The sequence below is a fragment of the Devosia sp. 1635 genome (assembly GCF_013185955.1).
Lineage (GTDB): Bacteria > Pseudomonadota > Alphaproteobacteria > Rhizobiales > Devosiaceae > Devosia.
On the sequence record NZ_JABAOM010000002.1, the window covers coordinates 389,351 to 409,757 of the forward strand.

General features: G+C 62.3%; 19 protein-coding genes. 13 read left to right on the forward strand and 6 right to left on the reverse strand.

From position 1 onward, the window contains the following. Positions 1-2: 2 nt before the first annotated feature. Both HRU92_RS08740 and HRU92_RS08745 read right to left on the reverse strand, forming a co-directional pair. The gene (locus tag HRU92_RS08740; RefSeq protein ID WP_282567756.1) at positions 3-974 is read right to left on the reverse strand and encodes an ABC transporter permease; all 972 of its coding nucleotides are present in this window, start codon (positions 972-974) and stop codon (positions 3-5) included. A gap of 93 nt (positions 975-1,067) precedes the next feature. Then, positions 1,068-2,648, reverse strand: a complete 1,581-nt coding sequence (locus tag HRU92_RS08745) for an ABC transporter substrate-binding protein (RefSeq protein ID WP_127753630.1) — start codon at positions 2,646-2,648, stop codon at positions 1,068-1,070. Between the two features lie 89 nt (positions 2,649-2,737). Between HRU92_RS08745 and HRU92_RS08750 the strand changes: the two genes are divergently transcribed. Genes HRU92_RS08750 through HRU92_RS08765 form a run of 4 tightly spaced genes read left to right on the forward strand, consistent with a single transcriptional unit; the run spans position 2,738 to position 6,259 of the window. Next, positions 2,738-3,802 (forward strand): GntR family transcriptional regulator, encoded by a 1,065-nt coding sequence (locus HRU92_RS08750; RefSeq protein WP_282567757.1) that lies wholly within the window; start codon positions 2,738-2,740, stop codon positions 3,800-3,802. Then, a complete protein-coding gene (locus HRU92_RS08755) occupies positions 3,799-4,500 on the forward strand; it encodes a creatininase family protein (RefSeq protein WP_172123709.1) in 702 nt (233 codons plus the stop codon). The genes HRU92_RS08750 and HRU92_RS08755 overlap by 4 nt, the downstream gene beginning before the upstream one ends. Continuing rightward, complete coding sequence (locus HRU92_RS08760; protein WP_172123710.1) at positions 4,497-5,513, forward strand: ketopantoate reductase family protein; 1,017 nt, start codon at positions 4,497-4,499, stop codon at positions 5,511-5,513. Before HRU92_RS08755 ends, HRU92_RS08760 begins: the two co-directional genes overlap by 4 nt. Next, entirely contained in the window at positions 5,504-6,259 is a 756-nt protein-coding gene (locus tag HRU92_RS08765; protein ID WP_172123711.1) for an SDR family NAD(P)-dependent oxidoreductase, read from the forward strand. The genes HRU92_RS08760 and HRU92_RS08765 overlap by 10 nt, the downstream gene beginning before the upstream one ends. Before the next feature lie 79 nt (positions 6,260-6,338). Here the strand turns inward: HRU92_RS08765 and HRU92_RS08770 are convergent, their stop codons facing one another. After that, positions 6,339-6,482, reverse strand: a complete 144-nt coding sequence (locus HRU92_RS08770; RefSeq protein ID WP_172123712.1) for a hypothetical protein — start codon at positions 6,480-6,482, stop codon at positions 6,339-6,341. Between the two features lie 318 nt (positions 6,483-6,800). Here HRU92_RS08770 and HRU92_RS08775 point away from each other — a divergent pair, with 318 nt between their 5' ends. The 7 genes from HRU92_RS08775 to HRU92_RS08805 all read left to right on the forward strand — a co-directional run bounded on the left by HRU92_RS08775 (position 6,801) and on the right by HRU92_RS08805 (position 14,321). After that, positions 6,801-7,823, forward strand: coding sequence for a substrate-binding domain-containing protein (locus tag HRU92_RS08775; RefSeq protein ID WP_127753635.1), 1,023 nt, complete (start codon positions 6,801-6,803; stop codon positions 7,821-7,823). Between the two features lie 57 nt (positions 7,824-7,880). Continuing rightward, complete coding sequence (gene pstC / locus HRU92_RS08780; RefSeq protein ID WP_172123713.1) at positions 7,881-9,257, forward strand: phosphate ABC transporter permease subunit PstC; 1,377 nt, start codon at positions 7,881-7,883, stop codon at positions 9,255-9,257. Position 9,258: 1 nt separating this feature from the next. Then, on the forward strand, positions 9,259-10,626 hold the full coding sequence (gene pstA / locus HRU92_RS08785) for a phosphate ABC transporter permease PstA (protein WP_172123714.1): 1,368 nt from the start codon (positions 9,259-9,261) through the stop codon (positions 10,624-10,626). A gap of 82 nt (positions 10,627-10,708) precedes the next feature. Further along, the gene (gene pstB, locus HRU92_RS08790) at positions 10,709-11,491 is read left to right on the forward strand and encodes a phosphate ABC transporter ATP-binding protein PstB (protein WP_127755266.1); all 783 of its coding nucleotides are present in this window, start codon (positions 10,709-10,711) and stop codon (positions 11,489-11,491) included. A 28-nt stretch (positions 11,492-11,519) separates the two neighbouring features. Next, positions 11,520-12,227, forward strand: a complete 708-nt coding sequence (gene phoU / locus HRU92_RS08795) for a phosphate signaling complex protein PhoU (RefSeq protein ID WP_127753638.1) — start codon at positions 11,520-11,522, stop codon at positions 12,225-12,227. 96 nt (positions 12,228-12,323) lie between these two features. After that, the gene (gene phoB, locus HRU92_RS08800) at positions 12,324-13,025 is read left to right on the forward strand and encodes a phosphate regulon transcriptional regulator PhoB (RefSeq protein WP_127753639.1); all 702 of its coding nucleotides are present in this window, start codon (positions 12,324-12,326) and stop codon (positions 13,023-13,025) included. A 105-nt stretch (positions 13,026-13,130) separates the two neighbouring features. After that, a complete protein-coding gene (locus HRU92_RS08805; RefSeq protein WP_173088049.1) occupies positions 13,131-14,321 on the forward strand; it encodes a GNAT family N-acetyltransferase in 1,191 nt (396 codons plus the stop codon). 6 nt (positions 14,322-14,327) lie between these two features. Here HRU92_RS08805 and HRU92_RS08810 read toward each other — a convergent pair whose 3' ends face one another. Then, the gene (locus HRU92_RS08810; RefSeq protein ID WP_172123717.1) at positions 14,328-15,650 is read right to left on the reverse strand and encodes a GumC family protein; all 1,323 of its coding nucleotides are present in this window, start codon (positions 15,648-15,650) and stop codon (positions 14,328-14,330) included. A 212-nt stretch (positions 15,651-15,862) separates the two neighbouring features. Between HRU92_RS08810 and HRU92_RS08815 the strand changes: the two genes are divergently transcribed. Then, entirely contained in the window at positions 15,863-17,098 is a 1,236-nt protein-coding gene (locus HRU92_RS08815) for a hypothetical protein (protein WP_172123718.1), read from the forward strand. Between the two features lie 21 nt (positions 17,099-17,119). Here HRU92_RS08815 and HRU92_RS08820 read toward each other — a convergent pair whose 3' ends face one another. Continuing rightward, on the reverse strand, positions 17,120-18,409 hold the full coding sequence (locus HRU92_RS08820) for an O-antigen ligase family protein (protein WP_172123719.1): 1,290 nt from the start codon (positions 18,407-18,409) through the stop codon (positions 17,120-17,122). A gap of 168 nt (positions 18,410-18,577) precedes the next feature. Between HRU92_RS08820 and HRU92_RS08825 the strand changes: the two genes are divergently transcribed. Further along, a complete protein-coding gene (locus tag HRU92_RS08825) occupies positions 18,578-19,906 on the forward strand; it encodes a TIGR03808 family TAT-translocated repetitive protein (RefSeq protein WP_172123720.1) in 1,329 nt (442 codons plus the stop codon). A gap of 6 nt (positions 19,907-19,912) precedes the next feature. Here the strand turns inward: HRU92_RS08825 and HRU92_RS08830 are convergent, their stop codons facing one another. Continuing rightward, positions 19,913-20,401, reverse strand: a complete 489-nt coding sequence (locus HRU92_RS08830) for a cupin domain-containing protein (RefSeq protein ID WP_172125074.1) — start codon at positions 20,399-20,401, stop codon at positions 19,913-19,915. Between the last annotated feature and the right edge of the window lie 6 nt (positions 20,402-20,407).

Below are 20,407 nucleotides of genomic sequence, written 5' to 3' on the forward strand. Positions count from 1 at the left end.
GCTCATGCCGACCGCCTCGCGCGAATACGCGGATCGAGAATGCCGTAAAGCAGATCGACCACCAGATTGATGAGAACAAAAAGAAGCACCACCAGGATGAGGTAAGCCACCATCACCGGGCGATCGAGCACCATGATGGAGTCGATGATCAGCTTGCCGACGCCGGGCCAGTTGAAGATTGTCTCGGTCACAACCGCAAAGGCTAGGGTCGAACCGAATTCGAGGCCGAACACGGTCACGATCGGGATCGAGATGTTCTTGAGCACATGCAGGCCCACGACCTTGCTTTCCTTGAGGCCCTGAGCGCGCGCAAAGCGCACATAATCGGAGCTCATCGCCTCGATCGTGCCTGCGCGGGCCAGCCGGATCAGCAGGCCCATATTGAACAGCGCGAGGTTAAAGGCCGGCAGGATGATGTAGCTCCAGCCCTCGGGCGTGAAGAACGAGAAGGGCACGCCAAGAAGGTCGCTGGTCGGCCCGCGCCCGCCTGAAGGCAGCCAATGCAGCTGCACGGCGAAGGTCAGCACCAGCAACAAGCCCACCCAGAAGGTGGGCAGCGAAAAGCCGAGGATCGACAGCGCCATGATGGCCTTGGACGAAAACGCCCGTGGCCGGTAGCCGGCCCAGATCCCGAGGGGTACACCGACTACGGCGGCCATCAAAATGGCGCCGAGCGCCAACTCAAAAGTCGCTGGCAAGCGCGAAAAGATCAGGTCCAGCACCGGTACGCGGTACACGAATGACTGGCCGAACTCGCCCTGCAGCACATTGCCTACGAACACGAAATACTGCTCGTACAGCGGCCGGTCGAAGCCGTACTGCCGGATGAGGTTTTCTCGAATTTCCTGGGTCGAGGCCGGATCGATCATCACATCGATAGGATTGCCGATGGCGTAAACGCCAATAAACACCAGGATCGACATGACCACCACGACGATGGCTGCCTGGAAAATACGTTGGATGAAGAATCCCAAGAACAGGAAATCCGCTAGCGTGAAGCCCCATCGGGCTCAACAGGTTGATGGGAACCGCCCGGCTGTCAGCTGAACAGCCGGGCGTCGAGAGCTTTACTGAGCGACAGGCTGGATCAGGTGGGCGAGCGTTTCCTGGTCAACACGCGGCTCGAAGGTCAGCGTATCGGCCTTGGCAGCCCAAACAGTCTGGATGATCACGGTCGGGATCAGCACACGGTCGTTCATCGACAGCTCGGTAGCCTGCTTGTAGAGCCCACGGCGCTTTTCATCATCCAGCGTGCGCGAGCCTTCCTCGAGCAGAGCATCGATCTCCGGGTTGGAATAGCCAGACTTGTTGAACGCGCCGAGACCATTTTCCGGATCAGCGGTGTGCACCAGCGAACCATAGGTGTAGGAGGCTTCGCCCGTCAGCGTACCCCAGCCCGAGAGCCAGAGGCTGAATTCGCCAGCCTGCTGGGCCGGGAAGAACACCGTGCCGTTAAGTGCATTGGCGTTGATCTTGAGACCGGCACGCGCCCACATCTGCGACAGGGCCTCGCACACAGCAGCATCGCCGGGGAGACGATTGTTGGTGCAGGCAAAATCGAGCTCGAAACCGTTGGGGTAGCCAGCTTCCGCCAGCAGTGCCTTGGCACGTTCGAGGTCGTACTCACGAACCGGCAGATCGGTGGAGCCGCCAAAGAACGTGGCTGGCATCAGCTGGTTGGCGGGTTTGCCCAGGCCTTCCAGCACGACTTCCGACAGGATGTCGCGGTTGATGGCGAGGTCCATGGCCTCACGAACGCGCAGGTCCTTGAGCGGGTTTTCAGCGATCTCGGCGCCGTTCACCTTCGCCTTGACCGGCAACTCATCCTTCACGTTGGGCGTGATGTTGAGGATGTAGACGCTGTCGGCAATGAAGGTGTCGAGGCGCGAGTCATTCTGCATGGCGGCATAATCGGTCGCCGGCACATAGTTGATCAGGTCGACTTCACCGGACTGGAGAGCCGCAACGCGCGATGCGTCATTGGGGATTTCCTTGCGGACGACATTCTCCCAATGGGCTGGCTCGCCCCAGTATTCCTCATTGCGCACGAGGACGAGGTCGCCCTTGGGCTGCCAGGACACGAACTTGTAGGGGCCGGTGCCGATAGCGGCCTTGCCCGAGTTGAACTCTTCATTGCCCACTTCCCCGATCTCGGAGGACACAACGAACAGGCGAATGAAGTCGTTGGGGAGCGTGGCGGCCGTGCCCTTGGTGTGGACATGCACGGTGTAGTCGTCGATGACCTCAACCGAATCCACCGACTTGGTGTAGATGGTCATGCTCATCGGGCCAGTAACCTGGGGAATGCGGTCGATCGAGAACTTGACGTCCTCGGCGGTCAGGTCGGAGCCGTCATGAAACTTGACGCCTTCCCGGATCTTGAATTCCCAGGTGTCGTCATCGACTGGCGTCCACGAAGTGGCGATCGCCGGCTGCAGCTGCAGGTCCTTGTCGACGCCGATCAGCGTATCGAAGATGTGGCGCAGCGACTCTGCCTGGCTACCCAGGGTCGACCAATGCGGATCGATGGAGTCAGGACCGGCGCGCACGCCGATCGTCAGGTCGTCAGCCATGACCTGGGCGGACAGAGTTGTGGAGCCGATCAGGGCTAAGGTGAGGGCGAGGACGGCATTCTTCCGGAAAAGCATTTGAACCCCTTGATTACGTGGCGCCACTGTTCAATCCTGTACTGACTGACTAGAACGCTTGCGCCCAAACGGAACCAGATCGGCCCTTGATGTCAAGCTCTCCTCGCACTAATCTGCCGGAAAAACGATCAAATCGTTCTGACCGCCTAGGACATGCGCAGGCTGAGCTAATCCTGGCCACATTTGCTGCGAAACTCGACCGCTCCCTGCCCGTCCCACTCGGCGTGCAGCTCCAGGGCCTTATCCAATATGGCATTGCGCTCGGTGACCTCCCGGCCGGAATGCGGCTCCCCTCTGTACGCGAGCTGGCGGAAAGTGCCGGCGTAGCCCCCATGACCATTGTGGGCGTCTACAACGAACTCAAGCAGCAAAAACTGATCGAGTCCCGCGGCAGTTCGGGCACATTCGTAGCCAAGACCGAGAGCTTGCCTGACCCCACGGTGTTCCAGCGGCTTAATCCTGCCATTGACGCCCTGCTGCAACTGGGGCAAAGCCTGGGCGTGGACGCTGGCAGGATCACCGCCATGATTGCCGGTCGCGCTGGCCATCTGCGGTTCCAGCAGGCAAACGGGCTCAATCTCGTGCTGGTGGGCTTGTTTGCCGATGCAACCCAGGCCTATGCCGACCACATTCGCCCGAACTTGCCCGCAACTGACACTCTTGTGGCAGTAACCGTCGATGCCTTGCGCAATGGAGCGCCCCTGCCCCCTGCCGACCTGATCCTAACCTTCGCCAACCGGCGGGCTGAAGTCGAGCAGATCGTTGGCACCAATATCCCGGTGCTCGGCCTTCAGTTTATTGCCTCGGAGGCCACCCGAACGCGCCTCGCCGGCCTCGATCCAAGCATGCGGGTCGGCATCGTCTCCATCTTCCCCCAGTTCATGGCGATGATGAAGTCCGGCGTCATGCGCTTTTGCCCTCATGTGACCAGCACGGCGATCACCATGGCCGACGATCCCGAGCTCGAACGCTTTATAGAGCAGGTCGACGTCGTGGTTTATGCCACCGGCCTGGACTGGATGGCCGCCAAGGTCGCTCCCCATCAACAGGCATTCGAATACCGGCACGCGCCGGACCGGACTTTCGTGCAGCAACACGTCCTGCCGCTGCTTGATACCCTGAGAAACAATACCACTGCCAAGGAGACAGCATGAAAATCGCCGACATGAATTGGTTTCAGGTCGAAGCCTACCTGAAATCGGATGACCGGGCGATCGTGCCTCTCGGCTCTACCGAACAGCACGCCTATCTGAGCAATGCGGTGGACTCGATTCTTGCCGAGAAGATCTCGGTGGAAGCTGCTGAACCTTATGGCATTCCGGTGTTTCCGGCCCTGGCCTTCGGCATCACCCCCTATTTCGCCACCTACCCCGGCAGCATCACCCTGCGCATGGATACCTATGGGCGCATCATCACCGATATTCTCGATAGCCTCGCGAGCACCGGTTTCAAGCGCGTGCTGTTCGTGAACGGGCATGGCGGCAACACCCCCGGCCAGACCGCGGCGCTCGAATGGCTCAACAGCAACCCCGATTGCCGAATCCGCTGGCACAACTGGTGGAACGCCCCCAAGACCCTCGCCAAGGTGCACGCCATCGATCCCGTGGCTTCGCACGCTTCCTGGATGGAGAACTTCCCCTGGACGCGCCTGCCCAACATCGGCATGCCCGACGAGCAAAAGCCGATGGCCGATCTCGACAAGCTCAAGACCATGGACGCCGGCAAGGTCAAGGACTACCTCGGCGACGGCAATTTCGGCGGCCGCTACCAGCGCTCGGACGAAGACATGCAGGCGATCTGGGACGTTGCCATTGCTGAAACCCGCGCGCTGATCGAGGACGGCTGGGCATGACCGACACCATCCTGATCTGGGGCGGCGGCGCCATTGGCGGCACGCTCAGCGCCTTCATGGCCCGCGCCGGCGAGGATGTGCTGCTGGTGGACATCGTCCCCGAGCACGTCGCTGCCATCAACGAAAATGGCCTGCTCATCGAAGGGCCGGTGGAAACCTTCACCCAGCCCTTGAAGGCGGCCCTACCCGCTGAGGTCACCGGCAAGTTCAAGACCGTGATCCTGGCGGTCAAGGCGCAGCACACCGAAGCGGCCATTGAAGCGCTCCGGCCGTTCCTGGCCGAAGACGGCTATGTTGTGTCGGCACAGAACGGCCTCAACGAGCTCACCATCGGTAAGCTGATCGGCGCCGAGCGCACCATTGGCTGCTTTGTCAATTTCGGCGCCGATTGGCTCGAAGCGGGCAAGATCCTCCTGGGCAATCGCGGCAAGGTGGCGATCGGTGAACTCGACGGCTCGGTCACCGACCGGCTGCGCGAAGTGCATCGCCTGTTCTCGCTCTACGAGCCTGATGCCGAGCTCACCACCAATATCTGGGGCTATCTCTGGGGCAAGATGGGCTATGGCGGCATGCTGTTTGCCACCGCCCTCACCCCCGCCTCGATGTCGGACAACTTCGCCAGCGCCAAGCACGCCGCCGTCTTTGAAGGCCTTGGCCGCGAAGTTATGGCCGTCGCCCGCGCCCGTGGCGTGACACCCTTGGGCTTCAACGGGTTTGATCCCGCTGCCTTCATGCCGGGCTCCTCAACCGAGGACGCCAAGCGCTCCATTGCCGCCATGGAAGAACACAACCGCCACACCGCCAAGACCCATTCGGGCGTATGGCGCGACATCGCCGTGCGCAAGCGCAAGACCGAGGTGGACGCGCAATTCGCCATCATCATCGATCTGGCCAAGGAAGCGGGCGTTGACGCCCCGGTCACCAAGCGCTTGGTTGAGCTGGTGCACGAAGTGGAAAATGGCCGCCCCCAATCCTGGGACGTTCTGGACGAGTTGTTGGCAGCATGCAGCTAGATTTCACCGGTAAACGCGCGGTCGTCACGGGCGCCGCCCAAGGCATTGGCCGCTCCATCGTTGCGGCGCTGGTTGAAGCCGGCGCCCGTGTCGTGGCTCTTGACCTGGACCCACAAGGGCTCGTCGAAGCCAAGGCCGCAGGTGCTGAACACACCATGACCCTTGATCTGTCCGACCGCAGTCAGGTGCAGGCAAGGTTCAGCGAAATCAACGCCCTGCTCGGGGGCATTGACGTTCTGGCTCTGGCGGCCGGGGGCGTGCGGGGCCAGGTGGCCCAACCGCTCGAGGACGTATCCGAACAGGCGTGGCATCAGCTCTTTGCCGCCAATGTCGATGCTGCCTTCTGGTGCGCCCAGGCCGCAGCGCCCGGCATGAAAGCACAAAAAGGCGGACGCATCGTCACCATTGCCTCGGGGGCCGGGCTGCGCCCAAGCCTGACTGGCATCCAGGCTTATAGTTCTGCCAAGCACGCCCTGGTCGGGCTGACCAAGCAACTCGCCCTGGAGCTTGGGCCTCATGGCGTCACGGTCAACAGTGTCGCCCCTGGCTTTGTGCTGTCCAATCCCGCCACCCAGCGGCAATGGGAAAGCTATGGTGAGGCGGGGCAAAAGGCGCTTGTTGACTCCATTCATCTCCGCCGGCTGGGCGAGCCCGCCGATATTGCCAAGGCCGTGCTGTTCCTAGCCTCCGAACATGCCAGCTGGATCACCGGGCAGATCCTGAGCGTGGATGGCGGCCGCGCCTGATCTAAAAGGAGCCGCCCCCAGGGCGGCTCCTTTTAGATCAGGCGGGCTGTTGGCGCAGTGCCCGCTCGATCAAACCGGCTTACTGTGAGGCCTCGGCGCCGCCTTCCAGAGACTCTGGTGCCGTGACGTCACGCTGCGGACCTGCGGCATTGAACGAGCTGACCACGACGGCCCCGATGCCGAGAACCACAAAAATTGCGAGAGCGATAAGAACGTTTCTCATAGGGCCTCCTGTCCGTGAGCTAACGGTCAGATCTCGCCTGCGGTTCAATTCTCCCCGTGTTAATCCCGCAGCGGATCGCCCGAGGCACTCCGTGGCATGCCTACTCACCTATGCCGCCTGGGAACGCCCGTCCTTTGGCAAGCGTGGCGTTGTCATTGAAATTCGCTCTTAGCCGCAATGGCTTGCACCGTCACACAGGTGTTGCACATCCGTAATAAAACCGTCGCCACGGCTTCATAGGTTGGCCGGGTCACAGCGCGGGCCCGGACTTGCCGGATCGGCTAACACGATAAAGACGAACTCCGAAAAGGGAACCACATGAAAACTGCACTTCTTGCCAGTGCTGCAGCCGTTGCGCTTGTTGCCGGCTCCACTGCTGCGTTCGCCCAGACCCGCGATACCATCCAGATCGCCGGCTCCTCCACCGTTCTGCCTTTCGCGTCGATCGTCGCTGAAGAATTCGGCGCAGCTTTCCCTGAATTCAACACGCCAGTGGTTGGCTCGGGCGGCACGGGCGGTGGCTTGTCCCAGTTCTGCGCTGGCGTTGGCGACAACACCATCGACATTGCCAATGCATCCCGCCAGATCCGCGACGGCGAGCGCGAAGCCTGCACCGCCGCCGGCGTGACTGACATCCGGGAAATCCAGTTCGGCTTTGATGGCATCGTCTTTGCCTCTGCCGCATCGGGCCCCGACTTCGCCCTCACTCCTGTCCATGTCTACAAGGCAATCGCGGACAAGGTCGTTGTGGACGGCGAGCTCGTGGACAATCCCTACACCAACTGGTCCGAAATCGATCCTTCGCTGCCCGACCAGCCCATCATGTTGGCGGTTCCGGCTTCGAACCACGGCACGCGTGAAGTGTTCCAGGAACGCGTTGTGGACGCCGGTTGCGAGGAAGCCGGGCTGCCTGAAGGGCTGAGCGAGGACGAAGCAGAAGCCGCTTGCACCACGTACCGTCAGGACGTGGTCACCGAGATCTCGGGTGACTACACCGAAACTCTGGCGCGTCTCAACTCCGACCCCAACACCGTCGGCGTTTTCGGACTCTCCTTTTACGAGCAGAACACCGATACCCTGAAGGTCGCCACCGTTGACGGTGTAACGCCCTCCAAGGAAACCGTTGCAGCGGGTGAATACCCTGTCAGCCGTCCGCTGTTCTTTTACGTCAAGGGCCAGCATATCGGCGTCATCCCGGGCCTTGAAGATTATGTCGCCTTCTTCCTGTCAGAGGCCGTTTCCGGCGAAGGCGGCGTGCTTGAAGCTGCCGGCCTGATTCCCCAGCCCGCCGAAAAAACCGAAGAAGTTATGGCCGCTTTCGAAGCTGGCCCGACACAGTAATCGATCCGGCGGGCCACCCTCCAAGGTGGCCCGCTCCCTTATGTGCGGGAGCATCGCATGAATTCCCTTGCTGTTGCCGGCCTCTTGCTGGTGTTGCTCGGCTTGTCCTACCAGACGGGTTGGTCGCGCAGCCGCGCTCTTGCCACAACCAGTGGCCAGAAGGTCCATTCGCGCCCGCAATATCACGGTGCCTATACCGCCATCTGGACCATGATCCCCGCCCTGCTGGTTCTGCTGCTCTGGGCCTGGTTCGGTGGCGAGATCACCCACAACTACATCGTTGCGCAGATTCCCCTCGAAACCCTCCAGTCGCTCGACCAGACCGGCCTGAACGCCACCATCGGCCGCATCCAGGCTATCGCCTCGGGCTTTGGCGTTGCTGGCGAAGTCGCACCCTATGAGCAAGCCGCCGGGGAGCACCTGCGCTGGTTCCAAATGCTCACCAATGCCGGCGTGCTGCTGGTCGCCGCCCTGTGTGGTGGTGCCGCGCTTCTTTACGCCCGCAAGCGGATTACTGCCCGTCTTCGCGCTCGCAACGCAGTGGAGCGGGTCATCAACATCGTTTTGCTGCTCTGCTCGGCGGTCGCAATCCTCACCACCCTTGGGATTGTTGCGTCCCTGCTGACCGAAGCCATCCGCTTCTTCACCTTCATCCATCCGTTCGATTTCTTCTTCGGTACGGTTTGGGCCCCCAATAATGCCCCCGCTGCCGGCAATTACGGCCGCTACGGGCTGCTCCCGCTCCTCGCCGGCACGCTGATGATCACCGCCATCGCGATGCTGGTGGCCGTACCTTTAGGCCTGATGGCCGCCATTTATCTAAGCCAATATGCGCCGCGCCGGCTGCGGGCCGTCGCCAAGCCCTTGATCGAGGTGCTGGCCGGCATTCCGACCATCGTCTTCGGGTTTTTCGCACTCGTGACCGTCGGGCCATTCCTGCGCGATTTCGGCCGTCTAGTCGGGCTCAACATCAATGCCACCAGCGCCCTCACCGCCGGCATTGTCATGGGCATCATGATCATCCCCTTTGTCTCCTCGCTCAGCGACGACATTCTCAACCAGGTGCCACGCACTCTGCGCGATGGTTCATACGGGCTTGGGGCCACCCAGAGCGAAACCATCCGAAAAGTGCTGCTGCCCGCCGCGCTGCCGGGCATCGTTGGCGCCTTTTTGCTGGCCGTCAGCCGCGCGATTGGCGAAACCATGATCGTGGTGCTTGCCGCGGGCAATGCACCCGTGCTGCGCGGCAACCCCTTCGAGCCCGTTGCGACCATCACCGTGTCCATCGTCAACCAGCTCACCGGCGATACCGATTTCTCCGGCCCTCAGTCCCTCGTCGGCTTTGCCCTGGGGCTCACCCTCTTCGTGATTACCCTCTGCCTCAACATCTTCGCGCTTTATATCGTCCGCCGCTTCCGGGAGCAGTACGAGTAACATGGCCACCACCCTCACCACTGCCCCCCGCGAAATCTCCCAGCAGCGCACGCGCCTGGTCCGGTCGGGCTTGCGCCGTCGGCACCGGAACGAAGCGATCTTTCGAGGGCTGGGCATCGGCGCCATTGTTCTGGCACTGGGCTTTGTCGCCCTCCTGTTCGTGGATGTGACCCGCAAGGGGATCCCGGCTTTCGTCCAGTCCAACCTGCATCTGGAGGTGTTCTTCGATCCCGCCATCATCGATGTCGGCCCTGCGCCCGTGGCGGGCGAATTCGCCTCGCCCGCGGAATATCAGGCGGCGGATTTGCGCTGGCGGCGTGAACTGGCTTTGTTGAACTGGAACCGCATCCTAGAGGCCGCGCTGCTCGCCAAGCTGCCGCCGGGGACCGAGATCACCTCGCGCGAACTCCTCTCGATTCCGGAAACCAATGCCCGCCATCAACTCCGGGAGATGTTCGTTGCCGATCCAGCGCTGCTTGGCCGCACTGTGCCGGTGGACGTTCTCGCCTCGGCCAACGCCGATAATTGGATCAAGGGCAACATCAACCGCTCGCTCGGCGATGCGCAGCAGCAGCTGTCACCGGCCGCCCGCAGCGTGATCGATGCGTTCGAGGCGAACGGCACCGTCACCAATGGCTTTGCCTGGTCACTGTTCACCAATGCCGATAGCCGCGCCGCGCCGGCCTCCGCGGGCCTGCTGGGCGCCTTTGTGGGCTCCCTTTACATGATGCTGATCGTGATCGTCCTGGCCGTTCCTATCGGTGTCGCCGCGGCGATCTATCTCGAGGAATTTGCGCCCAAGTCGCGGCTGACCGACTTCATCGAGGTCAACATCAACAACCTCGCCGCCGTGCCCTCCATCGTCTTCGGTCTGCTCGGCGCCGCGGTCTTCATCAACTACATGCACCTGCCCATCTCGGCTCCCTTGGTTGGTGGTCTGGTGCTGACGCTGATGACGCTTCCCACCATCATCATCGCGACCCGTGGCGCGCTGCTGGGCGTTTCCCCCGCCCTGCGCCAAGCCGCCTTGGGCATGGGGGCCAGCAAGACGCAGATGGTGTTCCATCATGTACTGCCGGTGACGCTTCCCTCCATCCTCACGGCCACCATTCTGGGCGTCGCCCACGCCCTTGGTGAAACAGCGCCGCTCCTGCTGATCGGCATGAAGGCCTTTGTGGCCCAGGTGCCCGCTACCCCGCTCGATCAGGCCACCGCCCTGCCCGTCCAGATCTATCTCTGGCAGGGCAACGAGAACCGCAACTTCTTTGAACCGCGGACGGCAGCGGCCATCATGGTGCTGCTCGGCGTCATGATCGTGCTGAACGGCACGGCCATCTATCTGCGCTCGCGCCTCGAAAAGCGCGTCTGATCGACCTCACGCAACAAGGACATCGAAAATGGACATGCTTGCCGGTAAGGTGAAGTTGACCCAACAATCAGTGACTAGCGCCATGAACCCGTCTGCCGCCTTGGATCGTCCTATCCGGATCGAAGCCCGGGACGTAACCGTCCACTACGGCGCCAAGCAGGCTTTGTTCGGCATCTCCATCGACATCCCCGATCGCGCGGTGACCTCGTTTATCGGCCCCTCGGGATGCGGCAAGTCGACTTTCCTGCGCTGCATCAACCGCATGAACGACACCATCGAAGGCGCTCGAGTCGGCGGCACCATCAAGCTCGACGGCGAAGACATCTACGATCCCGCGCTCGACGTGGTGGAACTGCGCGCGCGGATCGGCATGGTGTTCCAAAAGCCCAACCCGTTCCCCAAATCCATCTACGAGAACGTCGCCTACGGACCGCGCATTCACGGCTTAGCGCGCAACAAGTCCGATCTCGACGAGATCGTTGTCTCCTCGCTCCGCAAGGCCGGTCTGTTCGAGGAGGTCAAGGATCGCCTCAACGAGCCCGGCACCGGTCTGTCGGGCGGCCAGCAGCAGCGTCTCTGCATTGCTCGCGCCATCGCGGTCGGCCCCGAGGTCATCCTGATGGACGAGCCCTGCTCGGCCCTTGATCCGATCGCCACCGCAATCATCGAAGAACTTATCGATGAGTTGCGCGAGAACTACACGATCGTGATCGTCACCCACTCCATGCAACAGGCAGCGCGTGTGTCCCAGAAAACCGCGTTCTTCCACCTGGGCAAGCTGATCGAGGAAGGGGTGACCGAAGACATCTTCACCAACCCGGTCCACAAGCAGACGCAAGACTATATCATGGGCCGCATCGGCTGATTTGCCCGGCACCAACGGAGGAAACGCCATGCCCGCCACTAAAGACCACATCGTAACGTCCTACAGCGACGAACTGGTCGCGCTTGCCCAGGCCATCGCGGAAATGGGCGGCATGGTGGAACTCGCCATCGAGAACGGCACCAAGTCGCTGCTCAAGCTTGACCGCGAACTGGCCGACCTCACCATCATCGCCGACCAGCGCATCGACGACATGCAGCGCCGCATCGACGACATGGCGGTGTCAATGATCGCCCGGCGCCAACCCATGGCTTCGGACCTGCGCGCCATCATCACCGCGATCCACGTCGCCCAGGACCTGGAGCGCGTCGGCGACATGGCCAAGCAACTGGCCCGCCGCTCCCTCAAGCTCGAAGGCATGAACCTGCAGCCCACCTTCTATAACGGCGTCAAGAACATGACGGCGCTGGTGCTGGGCCAGATCAAGAACGCACTCGATGCCTATTCGAACCGCGACGCTGCCGCTGCCATCGAGGTTTGCAATCGCGACGACGAGGTCGATGCCATGCACACATCGCTCTTCCGCGAACTCCTGACCTATATGATGGAAGACCCGCGCAACATTACCACCTGCACCCACCTCCTGTTCTGCGCCAAAAGCCTCGAGCGGATCGGCGATCACGCCACCAACATTGCCGAGCGGGCCTACTACCTGCAAACCGGCCGGCAGCTTACGGGCGACGTTCAGGAACTGCACCGCACGCAAATCAAAGCATAGCACGCACCAAGGTTTATTTTGGCGCCACCCTGCCCCTAGGGAAAGGGAGTGCGCAGTTGAACAATCGGGCCAATGAGCCCGACTGGAGGGTAACCCATGCCAGCCACAATTCTTGTTGTCGAAGACGAAGAAGACCTCTCGATCCTCCTGCGCTACAATCTCGAGGCAGAGGGCTTTGCGGTGCTCACGGCCGAAACCGGCAATGATGCGCTTGAGCATATCAAGGACAAGGTTCCCGACTTGATCCTGCTCGATTGGATGCTGCCCGAGATTTCCGGGATCGAGTTGTGCCGGCGTCTCCGTGCCCGCCAGGAAACCGCATTGATCCCCATCATCATGCTGACGGCTCGCGGCGAGGAAGAAGAGCGCATCCGGGGTTTGGCGACCGGCGCCGATGACTACATGGTCAAGCCCTTCTCGGTGCCTGAACTGGTTGCCAGGGTGCGGGCCCTGCTGCGCCGCGCCAGCCCAAATCTCGTCACCGCCTCGCTCAAGCTGGGTGACCTGGAACTCGATCGCACCACTCACCGGGTGCGCCGGGGCAGCCGCGACGTCCATCTTGGCCCTACTGAATACCGCCTGCTGGAATATTTGATGCGCCATCCCGGCCGGGTTTATTCGCGCGAGCAGTTGCTCGACGGCGTTTGGGGCAACGAGGTTTATGTCGATGAACGCACCGTTGATGTGCACATCGGCCGCCTGCGCCGCGCGATCAACCGGGGCCGCGATGCCGATCCGATCCGCACGGTGCGGGGCGCTGGTTATGCCTTTGACGAGCGTTTCGCCCAGCCCGCCTGAGCGATCCTGCTCTCGCCTGTTGATGATTTTGTAACGATCTGCTCAAGCGGTTTGTTAAAAGCCGGCTGCTAACGCTGTTTTCTTGAGGGAACGGCGGGGCAGTGCATGACCACCACGGATCAACGCCTGATCAACGAGCTTGCCAACCAGCCGGCTCCGGGTTCCACGACGTCCGGCGGCGGCATCACCCTGCAGCGCGGCCTCGCCGCTGCCGAGCCGGCGTGGCGCGCTCTTGAGCGCGAGGCGATCTTCACGCCCTACCAGCGCTTCGACTGGATTGCCGAGATTGCCCGCGCCCAGCAGCTCGAAGATGCGGACTTCGTCACCCTACAGATCGAATTCGATGGCAGCCCCGCCGCCCTGCTTCCCTTGCATCTTCACCGCAAGGCCGGCTGCACCTTTGCGGCCATTCCCGGCTCCTCCTTTGGCAACAGCGACTGGATGCCTGTTCGGCGCGATGCTGCGGCGCTTCTTACCCGACCCGTGCTGAACCGGGCCTTTGCCCGGTTGCGAGACGAGGCCGGCGTCGATGTGCTCAGCTTCGAGCACCTGCCTGCCCAATGGCGAGGCATAGACAATCCCCTGCTCAGCTTTCCCCATCAGCCTTCGCCGGACCATTTCTATTATGCCGACATTGCGCCCACCATGCTCGAAACGCTTCCTAAGAAGCGGCGGGTCGATATCCTGCGCGGGCGTCGCCGGCTCGAGGAAACGCTAGGTCCCGTCACTTTGCGCCGCGCCACAACGCTCGAGCACATCGACCAAGTCCATGCGGCCTTCCTTGAGCATCGCTCCGTGCGATTCCGGCAAATGGGCGTGCCAAATGTCTTTGCCGAGCCTCACTTCCGCGCCTTGTTCCGGGATGGGGCCATTGCCGGCGCCAGCGAGGACAAGCCGGCCGTAGCGCTCCATGCGCTTTATGTCGGCGAGGAAATCGTGGCGACGGCGGTAGGCACCTATTCCCCCTGTCATTATTCGCAATACATCAACTCCAACACGGACGGGCCGGCCTCCAAATACAGCCTTGTGGGCCTCCTGATGTTCCTGCTGGTGGAAGATCTTATCGCCGCCGGGATCAGCAGCATCGATATGGGCGTGGGCGATTTCGCCTACAAAACCTCCTGGACCCAGAAGACGCCGATCAACGACGCGGCGATTGCGCTAAGCGCTAAGGGCACTGCCGCCGCCGCCCTCCTTAATGGCAAGCGCGCGCTTAAGCGGCACATCAAGCAGAACGACAAGCTTTGGAGCTTTGCCAAGCAGCTGCGCCAGTGGCGCCAGCCAAAACCCGACTGATCGACCCTATCCTGCAGCCGGACGACGGGCCACAAGGCTCGTGACGATCAGATAGGTCAACACCAGCGCTCCCGCCGTGATCATCACCGCCAGCAGTACCAGCCCGGTCTTGGGCGAAACCGGTGCACTCGACACCACCGGATGCGACACCAGGCGCATATCAGGGAATGCAGCGCCCCCGTCTACCTGAGCCCGCGCCGCTTCCGCCTGCTGCAGGTAACGCTCGAGGACGCTACGTTGCGCCGCCGCATCGCGCTGCAGCGCCGCGAGGGCCACGCTGTCGCGCTCTTCCCCGCCGACGGATTGTTGCAAGATCTGCTGGTCGGCCGCCAGTGCCGCAGCCAGAGCCGCTTCAGTCTCGGCCTGCCGATCCATCTGGTCAGCAATGTGCCGCGCCGCGGTAGCGAGTTGCGCATCGACGTCCGCAATCTGCGCCCGCAATCCCAGAACATTCGGATGGTTGAACGATAAACTGCTGGCTTGCTGCGCCAGCTGTCCCTGCAGACTGGCCCGGAGCTGAATGAGACTTCTGCCCCTTGCATCCGCCGCCAGTTCCGTGCTGCCCACCAGCGAACCTCCTAGCGCCAGGCGCTGCCGCAGCACCGCCGCACGCGCCCTGAAGCTCGAACTGCGCTCCTCAGCCGCAAGCCGTCGCCCCGCCATGTCGCTCAATTGGCTGCCAACCATGCTGCCCTCCGGCAGGTCCCCAATCGTCCCCCGCGCAATGCGGAACTTGGCCACGGCGTCCTCGGCTTGAAACACTCGCTGCCGCAACTCCGGTATCGTGCTCTCAAGCCACGCTAATGCCTGCCGGGCATCGTCGAGCCCCTGCTGCGCCCGCCGGGCGATCGCGGTTTCGGCGATGCTCAGCGCCAATTGGCGTGCCAATTCGGGTGCATGTGCCCGGGTCTTCAGCCAGATTATCGCGGTTCCCAATTCGCTCGTTACCAACGTACGCTCTTCGAGCGCCAGCACCGCGGCGTCAAACGCCGCCTGCCCCGTTTCGCCGCCGTTGAACTCGGCTTGCTGCGCCAGCCCGAGCTGCGCCACCACATCCATCAAAGTGTCGCGTGACCGCAGCAATTGCACATTGCTGGAAATGGTCGCTCGGTCCGGAACTGATACGGACGCTGGCTGACCCGCCCCGAAGTAGTTGGGTCGTGGCTCCACCAGGATCGTGGCCGAAGATTCATAAAGCCGGGGAACGCGTGACACGGCAACATATGCCAGCACGGGCACCACAAGGAGCACCAGCAGCGCGGCCCACCGGCGCGCCCAGATAATTCCGAGCAGCTGATAAAGGTCGATCTGGGAGTCAAACGCGCGCAAGCAACTGGCCTCTAACGGCAGGAACCGGGGCAGCCTAGTGCCTTTCCATGTTCACGCCGTTAACCGCGGGTGGAAATGCTTGGGAAAGCATAGAAACAGCAACACGACTGGCGCTCAGCCCCAATCATCTTCCCTCCCAATTGTTGCTAATTGCAGCGAGATTTTCTTCATTCTTTGCTGGCTAGGTTTTTGCCCAGTAATTGGGGGCAGAAGTGAACAGCAAGCGTCTTGTTATCTCAGGGGTGCTGGGCGGGCTCGTCCTCGCCTTCCTCGCCGTCATGGCAGTTTCGATTTTGCGCGAAGTGCCCGGCACCAACAGCTACGCGCTGCTCGCCCAATCCTGGCTCGAAGGGCGGCTCGATACCACCGGGCCGTGCTTTGACGGCGACTGCGCGCTTTATGAGGGCCGCACCTATGTGGTGTTTCCGCCCGCGCCCGGGCTGGTCATCCTGCCCTTCGTAGCCCTGTTCGGCAGCAGCTTTCACTTCTTCTTGCCGCTGACGATCCTTGCTTTTGGCCTCACCGGCTGGCTTTGGTGGCGCATCGCCAACGCGTCGATACAGCTCAACCGCGATCTGACCATTCTGCTCGTTTTGCTGGTGCTGTTCGCGACGCCGCTCGCCTTTGTCACCATTCGGGGCGACCGGGTCTGGTTCTTCGCCCAGAGCTGGGGGACCTTGTTCAGTACGGCAGCGATCTACTTCGCGGTTGGGCGCCGCAACGGTTTGCTCGCGGGGCTCTTCATCGCGCTCGCCTTCCTGTCGCGGCAGATGACGATCCTTTACCTGCCCTTCCTCTACATCCTCCTGCTCGAAGATGGCGTGCCCCTGTTCCGCATCGATCGGGCCGCCTGGCGGCGAGCCTTTACCCTTGCTGCCTTCCCCATTCTCGGGGTGCTGTTCTACCTCGCCTACAACTATGTCCGCTTCGATTCCTTCACCGAAACGGGCTACAACTATATCTTCCCACCCCAGTTCGACACGGGGGAGACAGCAGGCAACTTCCTTGTCTCGCGGGTACGCGAAATCGGGATCTTTGCCCCCGCCTACTTCATCTTCAACTTCATCTACATGTTCATCGCCGGCCCGCATGTGGATTTCACCGGCCCTTATCTGACCGAGATGGGCGGCTTTGACACCAATGGCGCGTCCCTATTCCTCGTCACGCCAGTGCTGTTGTGGGTGTTTCTGGGTAACTGGAACCGCAGCTTCTGGTGGGGTCTGGGCACCTGCGCCGCCATTCTTGGCTTGACGCTGCTCTACCATTCCAACGGCTTCTCGCAATATGCCGCCCAGCGCTTCACCCTAGACTGGCTGCCCATCCTGCTGCTGCTGCTAGCGCGGGCCCTTAAGCCCGAACACGCGCCGCCGCTGTCCATTCTGCTGGCCTATTCCATGCTCGTTACGCTGGCGATGATCGTGCTGGGGGGCGTGCTCGCAATGGGCTGACGCTTCCCGCCCGCCTGAGGGTCATAGCCCTCGGGCGGCCTGCTTGCGCAAAGCGGGCAGCCGCAGGTCTGGATCGGCCCGGACAGTCACGCCCCAGATCAACCCTACGACGAGAAAATAATGCCGCCAGTGATCGGTATCGATCACGCCCGATTGCAGCGCGAGCGGGATAAACACCGCCAGTGCCGGGATCAGCAGCTTGCGCCGGCTCCGGTCGGCCAGGCCGCGGAACCCGCGCCACAACGTCGCCAGCACCAGCAGGTAATAACAGGCGCCGCCACCCCAGCCATAGGCCTGGATCACGGTGACATAGGTGTTGTGCGGCTGCTCGATGATGCGCAGATTGTGGAACTCGGTCGGTCCAAGTCCCAGCGGATGCGACAGCGCAAGGTCGAACGCATAGCCCTGCCGCCCGAACCGCCCGGTATCGCCGGTATCATAATCCTGCGTGACGCTGGCCCGCTCCTCGAACAGGCTCCCCACTGCCGGGATACTCAGCAACCCGGCGAACGCGATCATGATCACAAACAAGCCCGCCAGCGCCAGGATCAGCATCCGCACCTTGTCGCGGGCATAAGCTTCCAGAAAAAAGCACAAGCCGAACACCAGCAGCGACGACAGGGCAAAATGCCCCCATGCCGCCCGCGAAAAGCTCATGAACACGCCGATCATCACCAGCATGAACAAGATGGCGGGGATCAAGAGCTTGCCGCCGCGCAGGAAAAATACGTCGCGCAGCACATACATGGCCGGCAGGATCAGGAAGGGGCCATACACATTGGGGTCCTTGAACAGCCCCTTGGCGCGACCATACAGCACAAAGGCATCAGCGCCCGGCATGAGGCCGAGATAAGCCAAGACGCCGAGCACTGACGACAGCACGGCGATGGCCATATAAGCACGAACGATCAGCCGGACCCGCCGTTCCGGAGCTTCACCCACGAAGTTCGCGACGAAATAGCTGGTGATGAACAGGAATATCGTCACCGCGACGAAGGTGAATGCCTCCGTCAGCGGCGTGTAGCGCACCTGGAATGCCGCGATAAGCCCGAACGGGATAAACGCCGTCGTCAGCAGCAGCAACGGGATAGTCGAACTAAAAAGGCTCATCCCCGCAGCCAGTGCCATGGCAAGCACCAGCACGAAGCTGAACTCATAAGGCGATGGCTCGAACAGCACGACGCCACCCGAGAACACCCATATCGCCACCGTTGCGTGTAACAGCCAGATCGCGCGGTCGCGCAGGAAGCTGCGCCCTAGCCGAGTGCCGATACCTGTGTGAGGCGCAAAGGCGCCCGCCAATTCAGCCATGAGCCGGCCCTGCAGCGCTGCGGCGCCGCCTGACGCCTATCGCAGCAACACTACGGAGTTGCGCGTGAAGGAAGTGCTAAGCACACGGAGGGATTTTAGCCCCGCCCCGCCGCGCCTTAACCCCGCTCTCGCCGCAACTCGCTAGCCTTGAACAAAGGAGTACCGGCAATGATCCAGCGACGCAGCATCTTGGCCTTGGGTGTGATGGCGAGCGCCGCAGCGCTGGCTTCCCCCCTGCGCGCCCAACCGGCCCTTGACGCATCAGCCTTTGGCCTCGATGGCACGTCAAGCGCCGACCAGTCCGGTGCCTTGCAGGCCGCCATCGACGCCGCCACCGGCCTGGGGCAGCCGCTCGCCCTCCCCTCCGGTACCTACGCGGTCGCCAATATCCGCATCACGGCTCCCATCCGCCTGCAGGGCTCCGGCCAGACCATCCTGGCGCTCGCCGCCGGCGGCGACAGCATCCTTTCCATCGAGAACACCGCCGACGTCATCCTCGATGGCCTCACCTTCGCCGGCAACGGCAATGGCACCGGCCGCAGCGATACCGGCCTCGTCCAACTGGTGGACGCCACTGACACCATGCTGCGCGATTGCCGCTTCACCGATGCCCCGGCCCAGGGCCTCCTCCTTGCGCGCAGTGCCGCCTCCATCACCGGCTGCAGCTTTTCGCGCAGCGCCGACGCCGCCATCTATTCCATCGACAGCTTGGGCCTGCTCATCTCTGGCAACCGCATCACCGGTTGCGGCAATGGCGGCATTCTGATCTGGCGCAGCGAACCGGGCTGGGATCGCTCCATCATCACCAACAATGCGGTCAGCAGCATCGACTGGCGCGACGGCGGCAATGGCCAGAACGGCAATGGCATCAACATTTTCCGCGCTGACGGCGTGATCGTTTCCGACAACCAGATCAGCGACTGCGCCTTTTCGGCGATCCGCCTCAACACCACCAACGACACCCAGATCACCGGCAATACCTGCACCAATGGCGGCGAGATCGCGATCTATTCCGAGTTTGCCTTTGCCGGCTCGATCATCGCCAACAATCTGGTGGATGGCGCCGCCGGCGGTATTTCCATGACCAATTGGGATAATGGCGGGCGCCTCGCCATGTGCTCGGGCAATATTGTGCGCAACATCACCGCGACCTCGCGCACCAATCCCGACGTCAACCCCTATGGCATCGCCGCGGAAGCGGACGCCGTCATCTCAGGCAACATCATCGATACCGTGCCCGGCATCGGCATCGGCGTGGGCTGGGGGCCGTTCCTGCGGGATGTGCTCGTGAGTGACAACTTGATCCGCGGCACCGAGCGCGGCATCGTCGTCAGCGTCGCCGATGGGGCCGGAGCCGCCCGGATCACCGGCAACTTGATCTCCGAAACCCTGCATCCACTCGTGGGCGCGCGCTGGAACGAGATCGCCTCGACGCGCCTCCAGGACGATGCGGGCCAGTTCCCTGCCCTCACCGTGTCCGGCAATACGCTGCGCTAAGCCGCCTCAGTACGGCGTGCCGTCCTTGTGGGTAAAACGCCAGCCCTCGGGCGTGTGGTTGGCGACGAGGTCGTCATCGGGATAGCTGCCGACATCGCCTGGGCTGCGATCGCCGATCTCGAGATAGATCGCGGGCTCCCAGGAGCGGTTTTCCAGATGGTGGCTGATGCCGCCGGCCGCAAAGCCAGCGCACATCCCCGCCTCAAGCCGCATCTCGGTCTCGCCCGCCACCAGCCACAACTCGCCTTCGAGCACGTAAACGAACTCGTCCTGGCGGCTGTGCCGGTGCTGGAGGGCGCTGACCGCCCCCGGATTGAGCGTCGTGCGGTTGACGCCGAAATTGCGCAGGGCGAACAGATCGCCCAGCGGTTGCTTGACCCGCCCTTCCATCCGCACGGCAAATACCGGCGGATAGTTGGACGGCTTGGTGCGAACCGGGGCCTCGGCGGCAATGATGGCCAATGGGGTCGCCGCTCGCGGGTCTGCCTTGTCCATCATTGC